A 17,031-nucleotide genomic window follows, 5' to 3' on the forward strand; every position below is an offset into this window, starting at 1 on the left:
CTGAACAATGACGAAGTACACCCTGAAAGATATCACCCGAGCTTCTGGCGGTTTTGCCATGCTGGCGGTCGATCAGCGCGAAGCCATGCGCTTAATGTTTGCCGCAGCGGGTGCAAAATCCCCGGTCAATGACAGCGTGCTGACCGATTTCAAGGTCAATGCGGCAAAGATCCTGTCCCCCTATGCCTCCGCCATTTTGGTCGACCAGCAGTTCTGCTACCGCCAGGTTGTAGAGCAAAACGCGGTCGCCAAAAGCTGCGCCATGATTGTGGCCGCTGATGAGTTCATTCCGGGTAACGGTATTCCGGTCGATAGCGTGGTGATTGATAAAAAAATCAACCCGCAAGCCGTGAAGCAAGATGGTGCTAAGGCTCTCAAACTGCTGGTGCTGTGGCGTAGCGATGAAGATGCTCAGCAGCGTCTTGATATGGTGAAAGAATTCAATGAGCTATGCCATTCCAATGGCCTGCTTAGCATCATCGAGCCGGTTGTTCGCCCACCGCGTCGTGGCGATAAGTTCGATCGCGAACAGGCCATTATCGATGCCGCAAAAGAACTGGGTGATAGCGGTGCCGATCTCTACAAGGTCGAAATGCCGCTGTACGGCAAAGGTACTCAACAAGAACTACTAAGCGCCTCTCAGCGCCTGAATGAAAACATCAACATGCCGTGGGTCATTCTCTCCTCTGGTGTGGATGAAAAACTGTTCCCGCGCGCAGTCAGCGTAGCAATGACCGCAGGCGCATCTGGCTTCCTGGCCGGACGTGCGGTCTGGTCATCGGTTGTTGGCCTGCCAGATACCGAACTGATGCTGCGTGATGTTTCCGCGCCTAAATTGCAGCGTCTGGGCGATATCGTCGATGAAATGATGGCCCGCCGCTAAGAGGATCGAAGAATGAAATGGTTTAACACCCTAAGCCACAACCGCTGGCTGGAGCAGGAAACCGACCGCATCTTTAACTTTGGTAAGAACGCGGCGGTACCCACCGGATTTGGCTGGCTGGGAAACAGTGGCCAGGTCAGAGCAGATATGGGGACACATTTGTGGATCACCGCCCGTATGCTGCACGTTTACTCCGTTGCCGCATCAATGGGTCGCCCTGGCGCATATCAGCTAGTCGATCACGGTATTAAAGCGCTGAACGGTGCGCTACGCGACACACGCTACGGCGGTTGGTACGCCTGCGTAAATGACGAAGGGGTAATGGACGCCTCCAAGCAAGGCTATCAGCATTTCTTCGTCTTGCTTGGCGCGGCAAGTGCGGTCACCACCGGTCATCCGCAGGCCAGACAATTGTTGGATGACGCCATCGAGGTGATCGAACAGTACTTCTGGAGCGAAGACGAGCAGATGTGCCTGGAATCCTGGGACGAAGCCTTCAGCCAGACGGAAGATTACCGCGGCGGTAACGCCAACATGCACGCGGTCGAGGCTTTTCTGATCGTTTATGACGTTACCCATGACCGTAAATGGCTCGATCGCGCATTGCGTATTGCATCGGTGATTATTCACGACGTGGCCCGCAGCGGGGAGTATCGCGTCAACGAGCACTTCGATTCACAGTGGAACCCAATTCGCGATTACAACAAGGATAATCCAGCTCACCGTTTCCGCGCCTACGGTGGCACACCGGGTCACTGGATCGAGTGGGGCCGCCTGATGCTGCATCTGCATGCCGCGCTGGAAGCCCGTTTTGAAACGCCTCCCGCATGGCTGCTGGAAGATGCCAAAGGCTTGTTCCACGCCACCATCCGTGATGCCTGGGCACCGGACGGTGCGGATGGTTTTGTCTATTCGGTGGACTGGGACGGTAAACCCATCGTTCGCGAAAGAGTGCGTTGGCCAATAGTCGAAGCTATGGGTACCGCCTATGCCTTGTATACCCTCACCGGCGATAGCCAGTACGAAGCCTGGTACCAGAAGTGGTGGGATTACTGCATCACATATCTGATGGATTACGAGACTGGTTCATGGTGGCAGGAGCTGGACACCGATAACAAGGTGACCACCAAAGTCTGGGACGGTAAGCAGGACATTTATCACCTGCTGCACTGCCTGGTGATCCCCCGTCTACCACTGGCTCCGGGCCTTGCTCCGGCGGTGGCTGCCGGTCTGCTGGATATCAACGCTAAATAAGTAACAAGGTGAGCAGCCATGCATAACGGTGGAAAAACCATTCAACTTCAAGCCGGAAACTTCCAGGCGAAAATCGTCACAGTTGGTGCGGGACTAGCAGAATTGACGCACTGTGGGCGTCACATTGTTATTCCGCATAAGCCGGAAGAGATGCCGCTGGCACATTTAGGAAAAGTGCTGGTTCCCTGGCCAAACCGCGTTGCAGATGGCTGCTATCAACATAACGGCAAGACCTTCCAACTTGCCGTTAACGACCCTGTTTCACATACCGCCATCCATGGATTACTGGCCTGGCGGGACTGGCAGATTAATCAACTGTCGAACACGGAAGTGTCGTTGACGATTTTTCTGCCGCCCTCTTATGGCTATCCCTTTGCGCTGGTTTCAGAGGTGATTTACCGACTGGAGGCAGAGTGCGGATTGCACATCATTATTCGGACGCAGAATGTGGGTGACGAAATTGCACCCTATGGCGCGGGGGCACATCCCTACTTGACCTGCAATCTGCACCCTATCGATGACTGTGAATTAACGCTCCCGGCTAGTGAAGAAACATGTGACGAGCGGGGTTTCATTACACCGCGACGCATTGCGCAGACCACTATCGATCATACCTTCAGGACGTTGTCACCTAATGCAGAGTGGGAAGTCAGGATCACCAGTCAATCGCAAAACATGTCTACCTTTTTACGCAGCCACCAGCCCTGGCTGCAGATATATACCGGCGAGAAATTAGCACGGCGCGGCCTGGCGGTTGAACCGATGACCTGCCCACCAAACGCCTTTAACTCCGGGATTAGCCTGATTCATCTCCCGCCCGGAGAAACACATCAAATGCATTTTTTAATCGGCAGTGAATAACAGATTTCCGACAAATTACCGAATTACCCTATGTTTACGGAGACGATAATGAATTCGCTACAACAACGGTCAACCGCCTTAGAACTCACATCATTACCTGATGGATTTGCTTTAACATACCACCAGCGCCTGATTTTGCGTCACAGCACAGAACTCCCCTGCCTGTGGATCGGCGCTGGCGTTGCCGACATTGACATGTTTCGCGGCAACTTCAGCATTAAAGACAAGCTCAATGAGAAGATTGCTCTGACCGACGCCACGGTAAGCGAGTCGCCTGAAGGCTGGCGGGTAGATTTCAGCCGCGGTAATACCATCAACGCCACGCTGCACATCTCCACCGATGAACAGGGACGCCTGAAGCTGGATCTGCACAACGAGGATCTCAGCCATAACCGTATCTGGCTGCGCCTGGCCGCCAGGGCGGACGATCATATTTACGGCTGCGGCGAACAATTCTCTTACTTCGATTTGCGCGGAAAGCCATTCCCACTGTGGACCAGCGAACAGGGCGTGGGCCGTAACAAAAACAGCTATGTCACCTGGCAGGCAGACTGTAAAGAAAATGCCGGCGGTGACTACTACTGGACCTTCTTCCCGCAGCCGACCTTTGTCAGTACGCAGAAATACTACTGCCACGTGGATAACAGCTGCTATATGAATTTCGACTTCAGCGCGCCGGAGTACCACGAACTGGCATTGTGGGAGGATAAAACCACTCTTCGCTTTGAATGCGCAGACACCTACATCTCTTTGCTGGAAAAACTGACTGCACTGCTAGGACGCCAGCCAGAGCTACCGGACTGGATCTACGATGGCGTCACGCTCGGTATTCAGGGCGGTACTGAGATTTGCCAGAACAAACTGGACACTATGCGTAACGCAGGCGTGAAAGTAAACGGCATCTGGGCGCAGGATTGGTCCGGGATCCGCATGACTTCTTTTGGCAAGCGCGTGATGTGGAACTGGAAGTGGAACAGCGACAACTATCCGCAGTTGGATAGCCGTATTAAGCAGTGGAAAGAAGAAGGCGTGCAGTTTCTCTCCTACATCAACCCGTACGTCGCCAGCGATAAAGATCTCTGTGCCGAAGCCGCTGCACATGGCTATCTGGCGAAAGACGCCTCTGGCGCTGACTATCTGGTTGAGTTTGGTGAATTTTACGGCGGCGTGGTCGATCTGACCAACCCCGAAGCCTACACCTGGTTTAAAGAAGTCATCAAAAAGAACATGATTGAACTGGGCTGCGGCGGTTGGATGGCCGACTTTGGCGAATACCTGCCGACCGATACGTATCTGCACAACGGCGTCAGCGCTGAAATTATGCATAACGCCTGGCCCGCGTTGTGGGCGAAATGTAACTACGAAGCGTTACAGGAGACCGGCAAACTCGGCGAGATCCTGTTCTTTATGCGTGCGGGCTACACCGGCAGCCAGAAATACTCCACCATGATGTGGGCAGGCGATCAGAACGTTGACTGGAGCCTCGACGATGGTCTGGCTTCCGTCGTTCCTGCGGCGCTGTCGCTGGCGATGACCGGCCACGGTCTGCACCACAGCGATATCGGCGGTTACACCACCCTGTTTGACATGAAACGCAGCAAAGAGCTACTGCTGCGCTGGTGTGATTTTAGCGCCTTCACGCCAATGATGCGCACCCACGAAGGTAACCGCCCTGGCGATAACTGGCAGTTTGATGGTGATGCAGAAACCATCGCCCACTTTGCCCGTATGACCACCGTCTTTACCACCCTGAAACCGTATCTCAAACAGGCGGTCGCGCAAAACAGCGCTACTGGTCTGCCGGTGATGCGCCCGCTGTTCCTGCATTACGAAGACGATGCGCGGACCTATACCCTGAAATATCAGTACCTGCTGGGGCAGGATTTGCTGGTTGCGCCGGTTCACGAACAAGGTCAGCAAAACTGGACGCTGTATCTGCCGGAGGATAGCTGGGTAAACGTCTGGACTGGGGAAACTTCTCAGGGCGGAGAAATTACCGTAGATGCGCCTATTGGCAAGCCTCCGGTGTTTTATCGCGCGAAGAGTGAATGGGCGTCACTGTTTGCCACCTTACGCAACATCTAATGCGGCTCGCCCGCGGGTAAACTCGCGGGCACATGGAGAATAATAATGAGTCAGACTTCCTCTAATCCGGCAACCCTACGCTTGCCGTTCAAAGAAAAACTCGCCTATGGGATGGGTGATTTAGGTTCCAATATCCTTCTGGACATTGGTACGCTCTATTTACTCAAGTTTTACACCGATGTCCTTGGTTTACCAGGAACTTATGGCGGTATCATATTCCTTATCGCCAAATTTTTTACCGCATTTACCGATATGGGCACCGGAATTATGCTCGATTCGCGCCGCAAAATCGGTCCGAAAGGTAAATTCCGTCCGTTCGTTTTATATGCCGCATTTCCGGTTACCTTGCTGGCAATTGCCAATTTTGTCGGTACACCGTTTGAAGTAACCGGTAAAACGGTCATGGCAACGGTGCTGTTTATGCTGTACGGATTGTTCTTCAGCATGATGAACTGCTCTTATGGTGCGATGGTTCCCGCTATTACGAAAAATCCTGACGAACGCGCATCGCTGGCCGCCTGGCGGCAAGGTGGTGCAACCCTTGGTTTGTTGCTGTGTACCGTCGGCTTTGTTCCAGTAATGAACCTGATCGAAGGCAACTCGCAACTGGGTTATATCTTCGCCGCCACGTTATTTTCTTTGTTTGGTCTGCTGTTTATGTGGCTCTGCTATGCCGGGGTAAAAGAACGCTACGTGGAAGTGAAACCCGTTGATGCCGCGCAAAAACCGGGATTACTGCAATCCTTCCGCGCCATCGCAGGTAACCGCCCGCTGTTTATTCTGTGCGTTGCCAACCTTTGCACACTTGGCGCGTTTAACGTCAAGCTGGCGATTCAGGTCTATTACACCCAGTACGTACTGAACGACCCGATCCTCCTTTCCTGGATGGGCTTTTTCAGCATGGGTTGTATCTTCATCGGCGTCTTCTTGATGCCGGGAATGGTCAGACGTTTCGGCAAGAAAAAGGTCTACATAGGCGGTTTGTTGATTTGGGTCGCGGGCGATCTGCTTAACTACTTCTTTGGCGGCGGTTCCGTCAGCTTTGTCGCTTTCTCGTGCCTGGCGTTCTTCGGCTCAGCATTCGTTAACAGCCTGAACTGGGCACTGGTCTCGGACACGGTGGAATATGGCGAATGGCGTACCGGCGTACGCTCTGAAGGTACGGTATACACCGGTTTCACCTTCTTTCGTAAAGTGTCACAAGCGCTGGCTGGCTTCTTCCCTGGCTGGATGCTGACGCAAATCGGCTACGTCCCCAACGTGGTGCAGTCTGCAAGTACAGTCGAAGGTTTGCGCCAGTTGATCTTTATCTATCCCTGCGCATTGGCGGTAATCACCATTGTAGCTATGGGCTGTTTCTACAATCTTAACGAGAAGATGTATGTCCGCATCGTTGAAGAGATAGAAGCACGTAAACAACCCGTTTGATAATAATAACGAATAGCGCTCTACGGAGCGCTATTGAGGAGCGATTATGTCTTTTCATGATCCGCTAACGCTAAAACTGAGCCTGCGTGAAAAATTCGCCTACGGAGTGGGTGACTTCGGCTCAAATTTGATGCTGTGTATCGGTACGCTGTATCTGCTTAAATTTTATACCGATGAACTAGGGATGCCGGCGTATTACGGTGGGATTATCTTTTTGGTGGCGAAGTTCTTCACCGCCTTCACTGATATGTTAACCGGTGTATTGCTGGACTCAAGGCGTAACATTGGCGCAAAAGGGAAATTCAGGCCCTTTATTTTGTATGCGTCGTTTCCTGTCGCAGTCGTTGCCAGCGCGCAGTTTTTAGCGACTGATTTTACGCTAACGGTGAAAACCGGACTGGCAACGGTGTTGTTTATGCTGTTCGGTCTGTTCTATAGCCTGATGAACTGCTCCTACGGCGCGATGGTGCCTGCGATCACTAAAAACCCGCATGAACGCGCTCAGCTCGCTGCCTGGCGTCAGGGCGGCGCTACCGTAGGTCTCTTACTGTGTACCGTTGGATTTATGCCAATTCAGGCTCTATTTGTCAGTTCGCCTTCGCTGGGTTATCTGATTGCCGCACTGCTCTTCTCTGTCTGCGGACTGTTCAGTATGTGGTGGTGCTTTAGCGGTGTGAAAGAACGCTATATCGAAATCGTGCCGGATCACCATAAACCCAGTATTCTCAAATCGTTCTGCGCCATTTTCCGTAACCCTCCACTACTGGTGCTATGTGTTGCCAACCTATGCACGCTGGCGGCATTCAACATTAAGCTGGCGATTCAGGTGTATTACACCCAGTACGTACTCAACGATATACATCTGCTGTCGTGGATGGGTTTCTTCAGCATGGGATGCATTCTGGTTGGGGTCTTGCTGGTTCCCACGGCTGTAAAACGCTTCGGTAAAAAACAGGTTTATCTCGGCGGTCTGGCACTATGGGCTATCGGTGATGTGCTGAACTTTTTCTGGGGCGGTACATCATTCTTATTCGTGACGTTCTCCTGTATGGCCTTCTTCGGAACCGCTTTTGTCAACAGCCTGAACTGGGCGCTGGTTCCGGATACGGTCGATTATGGCGAATGGAAAACAGGGATCCGCGCGGAAGGCTCGGTGTATACGGGTTATACCTTTTCTCGCAAAATATCTGCTGCGCTCGCAGGCTTCCTGCCGGGCATCATGCTGACGCAAATCGGTTATATCCCTAACATAGCCCAGAGCGATGCCACCCTGCTCGGTTTGCGTCAGCTTATTTTTCTCTGGCCCTGCGGTCTTGCGATTATTGCAGCACTCACGATGGGCTTCTTTTATAAACTTAACGAAACACGTTTTGCTTTTATTATTGAGGAAATCAGCCAACGGAAGAAAAACAACATCCAACCGGACCCTATTACCAATAAAAAGAATACCTCTGCTGTAAAAGTATAAAAATAATAGCCGCCTATTCCATCCCAATGGATGGCGGCCTCCCTACGCTTAAAAAATGGATTTATCATGAAAAAATTAACGACAATAATTCTCCTATCCTCTGTGGTGTCAACCTCTGCTTTTGCTGGAGTCTATGTAGAAAACCGCGAAGCATATAATCTGGCGTCCGACCAAATGGAAGTCATGCTGCGTGTCGGTTATAACTCCGATATGGGCGCGGGTATCATGCTCACTAACACCTATACTATGCAACGCAAGGATGAGTTAAAACACGGCTATAACGAAATAGAAGGTTGGTATCCTTTATTTAAACCAACGGATAAATTAACTATTCAGCCCGGTGGATTGATAAACGATAAGAGTACGGGTTCTGGTGGCGCGGCTTATCTGGATGTTAACTATAAATTTACCCCGTGGTTTAATCTTACCGTGCGGAATCGATATAACCATAATAACTACAGTTCAACCGATTTAAATGGTGATCTGGATAATAATGACACCTATGAAATCGGTAACTACTGGAACTTTACCATTACCGATAAATTCTCCTACACCTTTGAACCGCACTATTTTATGCGCGTCAATGACTTCAATAGCAACAATGGAAAAGATCATCACTGGGAAATTACTAATACCTTTAAGTATCGTATTAATGAACACTGGCTGCCCTATCTGGAATTACGCTGGTTAGATCGCAATGTTGAGCCCTATCATCGTGAGCAAAACCAGATTCGTGTCGGGGCAAAGTATTTCTTCTGATCCTCCTGATGATAAAAAAAGCCGCTGAAATCAGCGGCTTTTTTATACTTACCTGAGGAAGAGCGTTAATTACTCTTCTTTCGCGCCACGCATTGCACGGCGACGATCGTTTTCAGTCAGGTGACGCTTACGGATACGGATAGAAGTTGGGGTAACTTCTACCAGTTCGTCGTCATCGATGAATTCCAGAGCCTGCTCCAGAGTCATCTTAACCGGTGGAACCAGAACCGTTGCTTCGTCAGTACCAGACGCACGCATGTTGGTCAGTTTCTTACCAGTCAGGCAGTTTACAGTCAGGTCGTTAGAGCGGCTGTGAATACCGATGATCTGGCCTTCGTAAACTTCTGCACCGTGACCCAGGAACAGCTTACCGCGGTCCTGCAGGCTGAACAGTGCGAACGCAACTGCTTTACCCTGGCCGTTGGAGATCAGAACGCCGTTCTGACGCTGACCCACATCACCCGCACGAACGTCGTCGTAGTGGCTGAAGGTGGAGTACAGCAGACCGGTACCGGAAGTCATGGTCATGAATTCTGAACGGAAGCCGATCAGACCACGGCTTGGGATCACGTAGTCAAGACGTACGCGGCCTTTGCCATCTGGATTCATGTTTTTCAGGTCGCCTTTACGCTCACCCAGAGCCTGCATGACAGACCCCTGATGCTGCTCTTCGACGTCCAGCGTTACGTTTTCGAACGGCTCTTGTTTACGGCCATCGATTTCGCGGAAGATTACTTTCGGACGGGAAACCGCCATTTCGAAACCTTCACGACGCATGTTTTCGATCAGAACAGACAGGTGCAGCTCACCACGACCAGATACACGGAACGCATCCGCATCTTCGGTTTCTTCAACGCGCAGGGCAACGTTGTGCACCAGCTCTTTGTTCAGGCGGTCAAGGATCTGACGAGAGGTAACATATTTACCTTCTTTACCACAGAACGGAGAGGTGTTTACGCAGAAGAACATGGTTACGGTCGGTTCATCAACGGACAGAGCCGGCAGCGCTTCGACATTCTGCGGGTCGCAGATGGTGTCGGAGATGTTCAGTTCGCCCAGACCGGTGATCGCGATGATATCGCCTGCTTCGGCAATATCACTCTCAATACGTTCCAGACCCAGATGAGTCAGAACTTTACCGACTTTACCGTTACGGGTTTTGCCTTCGCTATCAATGATAGTGATCTGCTGGTTCGGTTTAACTTTACCGCGTTTGATACGACCGATGCCGATTACGCCAACGTAGTTGTTGTAGTCCAACTGAGAGATTTGCATCTGCAGCGGGCCATCAAGGTCTACGCTCGGAGCCGGTACGCGATCAACGATGGTCTGATACAGCGGAGTCATGTCTTCAGCCATGTCTTCGTGATCCAGACCTGCGATACCGTTCAGCGCGGAAGCGTAAACGATCGGGAAGTCCAGCTGCTCGTCGGTAGCGTCGAGGTTAACGAACAGGTCGAATACCTGATCAACAACCCAGTCAGGACGCGCGCCAGGACGGTCAACTTTGTTGATAACAACAATTGGCTTCAGGCCATGGGCAAAGGCTTTTTTGGTCACGAAGCGCGTCTGCGGCATCGGACCGTCCATTGCATCCACCACCAGCAGCACGGAGTCGACCATGGACATTACACGTTCAACTTCACCACCGAAGTCGGCGTGCCCCGGGGTATCAACGATGTTGATACGGTAGTCATTCCATTTGATAGCGGTGTTTTTAGCGAGGATGGTAATCCCACGCTCTTTCTCCAAATCGTTGGAGTCCATCACGCGCTCTTGGGTTTCAGCACGTGCATCGAACGTACCGGATTGTTGGAGCAGCTTGTCTACCAGGGTCGTTTTACCATGGTCTACGTGCGCGATGATGGCGATGTTACGCAAATTTTCGATCACAACTTTGCCTCAGGCATTTTAGAAATAGCGCGTTATTGTACACGGATTAATCGCAGTACAAAACAGGATCACAAACATCCTCCGCAAACAAGTATTGCAGAGTTTCTTTGTGATCACATTCACGGAGCGTTAAAAGGGGTAATCTGACATGCTTTGCACCAATATGGTGCTTAATGTTCACATTAAAGCACTATAATGGTGCAATACTACCTTCATGGTGCAGCCCCTTTGCACGATAGTGCGCATGATAACGCCTTTTAGGGGCAATTTAAAAGTTGGCACAGATTTCGCTTTATATTTTTTACGGCGACACGGCCAATTTTTTGCAGAATTGAAGACTTCGTTACCACGACGACCATGACCAATCCGGGAGAGTAAGTATGTCCGCTGAACACGTTTTGACGATGCTGAACGAACACGAAGTGAAGTTTGTTGATTTACGCTTCACTGATACCAAAGGTAAAGAACAGCACGTCACTATTCCTGCTCATCAGGTAAATGCCGAATTCTTTGAAGAAGGCAAAATGTTTGACGGCTCCTCAATCGGTGGCTGGAAAGGCATTAACGAATCAGACATGGTTCTGATGCCAGATGCGTCTACTGCACTCATCGACCCGTTCTATGAAGAGTCTACCTTGATCATCCGTTGCGATATCCTGGAACCAGGTACGCTGCAGGGCTACGACCGCGATCCGCGCTCCATCGCTAAACGCGCTGAAGAGTATCTGCGCTCTACCGGCATCGCAGACACCGTTCTGTTCGGACCAGAGCCAGAATTCTTCCTGTTTGACGACATCCGTTTCGGCGCGTCTATTTCCGGTTCCCATGTGGCTATTGATGACATCGAAGGCGCATGGAACTCCTCCACCAAATACGAAGGTGGTAACAAAGGTCACCGCCCTGGCGTGAAAGGCGGTTACTTCCCGGTTCCTCCGGTAGATTCTTCTCAGGACATCCGTTCTACCATGTGTCTGATCATGGAAGAGATGGGCCTGGTCGTTGAAGCGCATCACCACGAAGTTGCTACCGCTGGCCAGAACGAAATCGCAACCCGCTTCAACACCATGACCAAAAAAGCGGATGAGATTCAGATCTACAAATATGTCGTTCACAACGTCGCTCACCGTTTCGGTAAAACCGCGACCTTTATGCCAAAACCAATGTTCGGCGATAACGGTTCCGGCATGCACTGCCACATGTCTCTGTCCAAGAACGGCGTAAACCTGTTCTCCGGTGACAAGTATGCGGGTCTGTCTGAGCAGGCGCTGTTCTACATCGGCGGCGTAATCAAACACGCTAAAGCGATCAACGCCCTGGCGAACCCGACCACTAACTCCTACAAGCGTCTGGTCCCAGGCTACGAAGCGCCGGTAATGCTGGCTTACTCTGCCCGTAACCGTTCTGCTTCTATCCGTATTCCGGTTGTTGCTTCTCCGAAAGCGCGTCGTATCGAAGTGCGTTTCCCGGACCCGGCTGCTAACCCGTACCTGTGCTTCGCAGCGCTGCTGATGGCTGGTCTTGACGGTATTAAGAACAAGATCCACCCGGGCGAAGCGATGGACAAAAACCTGTACGACCTGCCGCCGGAAGAAGCAAAAGAGATCCCACAGGTTGCTGGTTCTCTGGAAGAAGCACTGAAAGAACTGGATCTGGACCGTGAGTTCCTGACAGCAGGCGGCGTGTTCACCAATGAAGCGATCGATGCTTACATTACGCTGCGTCGCGAAGAAGATGACCGCGTGCGCATGACTCCGCACCCGGTAGAGTTTGAGCTGTACTACAGCGTTTAATTTAACTTTTACACTCTCACATAAAAACGTGCAGAGGATGTAATAACCAATGGATTTCTTGCTACAGCAAGGCGGCAATTGAGTGAATCCCCGGGAGCTTACATAAGTAAGTGACTGGGGTGAGCGAAAGCAGCCAACACAGCGGTAGGGAGAAAGACGAAGGTTTTAGTTGCCGTGGAACTTTTAGCCCATCTCTGGATGGGCTTTTTTCTCCACTAACAACCTGCTTTTTCGCGCTTTTTTGATGTAAAAAGCTATAATGCACTAAATTGGTGCAACACTTTTCAGGAGACTGCTGAATGGCAACCGGCACGCTGCCCGATGCTGGGCAGATCCTCAATTCTTTAATCAACAGCATCTTACTCGTCGACGATGAGCTGGCGGTACATTACGCCAACCCGGCAGCGCAACAGCTGCTCGCCCAAAGCTCCCGCAAACTGTTTGGTACTCCGCTTCCCGATCTGTTGAGTTATTTCTCCTTGAACATCGGGCTGATGCGAGAGAGCCTGGAAGCAGGCCAGGGCTTTACGGATAACGAAGTGACGCTGGTGATAGACAGCCACTCACATATCCTCTCTGTGACCGCTCAGAGGCTGCCTGATGGCCTTATCTTGCTGGAGATGGCGCCAATGGATAACCAGCGCCGTCTGAGCCAGGAACAGCTCCAGCACGCCCAGCAGATTGCCGCCCGCGATCTGGTGCGCGGCCTGGCACACGAAATTAAAAACCCGCTGGGTGGATTGCGCGGCGCGGCGCAACTTCTCAGTAAAGCGCTTCCGGACCCGGCGCTGACCGAATATACCAAAGTCATTATTGAGCAGGCCGACCGCCTGCGTAATCTGGTCGACCGTCTGCTGGGGCCACAACAGCCGGGTATGCACGTCACAGAGAGTATTCACAAAGTGGCGGAGCGCGTGGTGGCGCTGGTCTCAATGGAGCTACCGGAAAACGTCACGCTGATCCGGGATTACGATCCGAGTCTGCCGGAATTACTGCACGATCCGGACCAGATAGAGCAGGTTCTGTTAAACATCGTGCGTAACGCTTTGCAGGCGCTAGGACCAGAAGGCGGTGAGATCGTTCTGCGTACCCGCACCGCGTTTCAGCTCACGCTGCACGGCATGCGTTATCGCCTGGCGGCACGGATTGATGTTGAGGATAACGGTCCGGGTATCCCCTCGCATTTACAGGACACGCTGTTCTACCCAATGGTCAGCGGTCGCGAGGGCGGTACTGGCCTTGGCTTATCCATCGCCCGTAATTTGATTGATCAACATTCCGGCAAAATTGAATTTACCAGTTGGCCGGGTCATACCGAGTTCTCGGTTTACCTGCCTATCAGGAAATAAAGGTGACGTTTATGCAACGAGGAATAGTCTGGGTAGTTGATGACGATAGTTCCATCCGTTGGGTGCTTGAACGTGCGCTCGCAGGGGCAGGACTAAGCTGCACAACATTTGAAAGCGGTAAAGAGGTGCTGGACGCGCTGGCCAGCAAAACGCCGGATGTGCTGTTGTCGGATATTCGCATGCCGGGCATGGACGGTCTGACGCTGTTAAAACAGATTAAACAACGGCATCCGATGCTTCCGGTCATCATAATGACCGCGCACTCCGATCTGGATGCCGCCGTCAGCGCCTATCAGCAAGGGGCGTTTGATTATCTGCCCAAACCTTTTGATATTGATGAAGCCGTGGCGCTGGTCGAACGCGCCATCAGCCATTATCAGGAACAGCAGCAGCCGCGTAATGTTCAGATCAACGGCCCAACAACCGACATCATCGGCGAAGCGCCGGCAATGCAGGACGTCTTTCGCATTATTGGTCGCCTGTCCCGGTCTTCAATCAGCGTATTGATAAACGGAGAGTCAGGGACCGGTAAAGAGCTGGTCGCCCATGCGTTGCACCGTCATAGCCCGCGCGTCAAAGCGCCGTTTATCGCGCTGAACATGGCGGCTATTCCGAAAGATTTGATCGAGTCTGAACTGTTTGGTCACGAGAAAGGCGCGTTTACCGGGGCGAATACGATTCGTCAGGGCCGCTTTGAACAGGCAGACGGCGGTACGCTGTTCCTCGATGAAATAGGCGATATGCCGCTGGACGTACAAACGCGTTTATTGCGGGTATTAGCCGATGGACAGTTTTACCGCGTGGGTGGTTACGCACCGGTGAAAGTGGATGTGCGCATTATCGCCGCCACGCACCAAAACCTTGAACTGCGCGTACAGGAAGGCAAATTTCGTGAGGACTTATTCCATCGCCTGAACGTCATTCGGGTACATCTGCCGCCACTGCGCGAACGTCGGGAAGATATCCCACGCCTGGCGCGTCATTTCCTGCAGGAGGCCGCCCGCGAACTGGGAGTAGAAGCCAAGCAATTACACCCGGAAACCGAGGCGGCACTCACCCGTCTGGCCTGGCCTGGAAACGTGCGTCAGCTTGAAAACACCTGTCGCTGGTTAACCGTCATGGCCGCCGGACAGGAAGTACTGATTCAGGACTTACCAACCGAGCTGTTTGAAACCACCGTGCCTGACGCACCGTCACATATGCAACCAGACAGTTGGGCAACCCTGTTGGCACAGTGGGCGGATAGGGCATTACGTTCCGGTCATCAAAACCTGCTTTCTGAGGCGCAACCAGAGTTGGAGCGTACGCTGTTAACCACCGCGCTACGCCATACCCAAGGGCATAAACAGGAAGCTGCACGACTGCTCGGTTGGGGGCGTAATACCTTGACGCGGAAGTTAAAAGAACTCGGTATGGAGTGACAAATCGTCACTGTGTAAAGATTGATTATTAAGCGCAAATTGCTGCTATTTTGCGCTTTACTGTTCCGATGAGTTAAGTATGATCGTGCCCGGCAAACGGGGGAAGTTATCATGCTGGAATCAATGATTAATCTGCTGTCGAGCGGTGCAGTCGAAAGCCATACGCCACAAACTGCGGTTGCCGCAGTGCTGTGTGCGGCGCTGGTTGGGCTGTTCAGCTAGCGGGTTTGTCGGGTGGCGTTTCGCTTAACCGGCCTACGTAGTGAGATTTTGGTAGGCCCGGTAAGCGAAGCGCCACCGGGCAACCCGGTTAAATGACGCGCGAGAATTGCTGCATCCGCGCTTTCTGACGCAGATACGCATCGAAGCACATGCAAATATTACGGATCAGCAGGCGGCCCTTAGGCGTAACCTGAATTCCCTTCTCATTCACATCCACCAGCCCATCTTTCGCCAACGGCGCCAGCAGTTTCAGATCTTCGGCAAAATAGTCAGCAAAGTTCAGGTCCCATTGCTGTTCCACGGCGGCATAGTCGAGGCGGAAGTTGCAGATCAGGAGCTTAATAACATCCCGACGAATGCAGTCGTCGCGGGTCAGGGCGATTCCGCGCCACAGCGCGTCCCCCTGCTCGTCTACCTGCTGGTAATAGTGCTTCAGCTCTTTCTGGTTCTGCGCGTAGTTGTCGCCAATCATACTGATGGCCGATACGCCCATCCCCAGCAGATCGGTATCCCCCTGGGTGGTATAGCCCTGGAAATTGCGATGCAGAACACCCTCGCGTTGTGCAATGGCCAGTTCGTCATCCGGGCGGGCAAAATGATCCATACCAATAAACTGATAACCGGTTTCGGTCAGTGACGAGATGGTCTCCTGCAAGATATCCAGTTTCTGCTGCGCGCTGGGCAGGTCGGCATCTTTAATCTTACGCTGAGCGGCAAACAGCGTTGGCAGGTGCGCGTAGTTAAAGACGCTAAGACGGTCTGGATTCAACTCAGCCACGCGTTTCAGGGTAAAGGCAAAACTTTCCGGCGTCTGTTTTGGCAGGCCATAAATCAGATCGATATTTGTTGAGGTAAAACCAATCTCCCGCGCATGATTCAGCAGCGCAAAGATAAACTCCTCATCCTGCTCACGGTTCACCAGGCGCTGAACTTCTTTGTTGAAGTCCTGTACCCCCATGCTCAGGCGGTTAAAACCTTCAGCACGTAAATGATCGAGCACATCCAGCTCAATTTCACGCGGATCCACTTCGATCGAGATTTCGGCATCGTCGTTGAAGTTGAAGTTGCCACGCAGCAACGACATTAAACGGCTGATTTGCGCTTTATTCAGATACGTTGGCGTGCCGCCGCCCCAGTGCAACTGGCTGACATGGCGTCCGGCGAACAGAGGAGCGCGATGAATGATTTCTTGTTCCAGGGCATCGAGGTATTGATCGGCTTTATGCTGCTGGCGCGTCACAATCTTGTTGCAACCGCAGAAGTAGCACAGTTTATGGCAGAACGGGATATGAACGTACAGCGAGAGCGGACGCTCAGGATAACGCGCCACAGCCTTTAGAAATGCTTCAGTGCCGTAGTCTTCAGAAAACTCCAGCGCGGTCGGGTACGAGGTATATCGTGGCCCGGAATAGTTATATTTCTGGATCAGGGCCAGGTCCCAGTCTATTAACTGCTCTGACATGCTCACTCCTTCCGATGGCGTCTCTGGCGGGTACGGCGTACCGACTTAACCCCACTACGGGTGATAAGTCGGTTGCGCAGCCACTTCTGTCGCCGCGACAACCGCTGTAGTTTAACGAATAACCACACCAGATAACATATAACCGGAAGGGTTATA

The 17,031-nt window shown here is 52.1% G+C and carries 13 protein-coding genes; 11 read left to right on the forward strand and 2 right to left on the reverse strand.

Translation table 11 applies throughout. From position 1 onward, the window contains the following. The first annotated feature begins 7 nt into the window (after window positions 1-7). The 7 genes from yihT (at window position 8) to ompL (ending at window position 8,738) form a co-directional block, all read left to right on the forward strand. Complete coding sequence (gene yihT, locus WHR59_RS23200; RefSeq protein ID WP_043018880.1) at window positions 8-883, forward strand: sulfofructosephosphate aldolase; 876 nt, start codon at window positions 8-10, stop codon at window positions 881-883. 12 nt (window positions 884-895) lie between these two features. Then, the gene (yihS, locus tag WHR59_RS23205; RefSeq protein ID WP_043018879.1) at window positions 896-2,137 is read left to right on the forward strand and encodes a sulfoquinovose isomerase; all 1,242 of its coding nucleotides are present in this window, start codon (window positions 896-898) and stop codon (window positions 2,135-2,137) included. 18 nt (window positions 2,138-2,155) lie between these two features. After that, the gene (locus WHR59_RS23210; RefSeq protein WP_043018878.1) at window positions 2,156-2,998 is read left to right on the forward strand and encodes an aldose-1-epimerase; all 843 of its coding nucleotides are present in this window, start codon (window positions 2,156-2,158) and stop codon (window positions 2,996-2,998) included. 48 nt (window positions 2,999-3,046) lie between these two features. Then, window positions 3,047-5,083, forward strand: coding sequence for an alpha-glucosidase (locus WHR59_RS23215; RefSeq protein ID WP_200008473.1), 2,037 nt, complete (start codon window positions 3,047-3,049; stop codon window positions 5,081-5,083). 45 nt (window positions 5,084-5,128) lie between these two features. Beyond that, complete coding sequence (locus tag WHR59_RS23220) at window positions 5,129-6,511, forward strand: MFS transporter (RefSeq protein WP_003825308.1); 1,383 nt, start codon at window positions 5,129-5,131, stop codon at window positions 6,509-6,511. 46 nt (window positions 6,512-6,557) lie between these two features. Beyond that, the gene (locus WHR59_RS23225) at window positions 6,558-7,979 is read left to right on the forward strand and encodes an MFS transporter (protein ID WP_043018876.1); all 1,422 of its coding nucleotides are present in this window, start codon (window positions 6,558-6,560) and stop codon (window positions 7,977-7,979) included. A 66-nt stretch (window positions 7,980-8,045) separates the two neighbouring features. Next, a complete protein-coding gene (gene ompL / locus WHR59_RS23230; protein WP_338843486.1) occupies window positions 8,046-8,738 on the forward strand; it encodes a porin OmpL in 693 nt (230 codons plus the stop codon). Between the two features lie 69 nt (window positions 8,739-8,807). Here the strand turns inward: ompL and typA are convergent, their stop codons facing one another. Beyond that, the gene (typA, locus tag WHR59_RS23235; protein ID WP_008786988.1) at window positions 8,808-10,631 is read right to left on the reverse strand and encodes a ribosome-dependent GTPase TypA; all 1,824 of its coding nucleotides are present in this window, start codon (window positions 10,629-10,631) and stop codon (window positions 8,808-8,810) included. A gap of 380 nt (window positions 10,632-11,011) precedes the next feature. Here typA and glnA point away from each other — a divergent pair, with 380 nt between their 5' ends. The 4 genes from glnA to WHR59_RS23255 all read left to right on the forward strand — a co-directional run bounded on the left by glnA (window position 11,012) and on the right by WHR59_RS23255 (window position 15,413). Continuing rightward, a complete protein-coding gene (glnA, locus tag WHR59_RS23240) occupies window positions 11,012-12,421 on the forward strand; it encodes a glutamate--ammonia ligase (RefSeq protein WP_003028638.1) in 1,410 nt (469 codons plus the stop codon). A gap of 299 nt (window positions 12,422-12,720) precedes the next feature. Then, window positions 12,721-13,770 carry a nitrogen regulation protein NR(II) gene (gene glnL / locus WHR59_RS23245; RefSeq protein ID WP_043018874.1) on the forward strand — a complete coding sequence of 350 codons (1,050 nt, stop codon included), beginning with the start codon at window positions 12,721-12,723 and terminating at the stop codon, window positions 13,768-13,770. A gap of 11 nt (window positions 13,771-13,781) precedes the next feature. Next, entirely contained in the window at window positions 13,782-15,191 is a 1,410-nt protein-coding gene (gene glnG, locus WHR59_RS23250) for a nitrogen regulation protein NR(I) (RefSeq protein WP_043018955.1), read from the forward strand. Window positions 15,192-15,302: 111 nt separating this feature from the next. Then, a complete protein-coding gene (locus WHR59_RS23255; protein ID WP_003028631.1) occupies window positions 15,303-15,413 on the forward strand; it encodes a YshB family small membrane protein in 111 nt (36 codons plus the stop codon). A gap of 88 nt (window positions 15,414-15,501) precedes the next feature. Here the strand turns inward: WHR59_RS23255 and hemN are convergent, their stop codons facing one another. Continuing rightward, window positions 15,502-16,875, reverse strand: coding sequence for an oxygen-independent coproporphyrinogen III oxidase (hemN, locus tag WHR59_RS23260; RefSeq protein ID WP_075145421.1), 1,374 nt, complete (start codon window positions 16,873-16,875; stop codon window positions 15,502-15,504). Window positions 16,876-17,031 lie beyond the last annotated feature (156 nt).

The sequence above is a fragment of the Citrobacter europaeus genome (assembly GCF_037482245.1).
In the GTDB taxonomy this organism is placed as follows: domain Bacteria; phylum Pseudomonadota; class Gammaproteobacteria; order Enterobacterales; family Enterobacteriaceae; genus Citrobacter; species Citrobacter europaeus.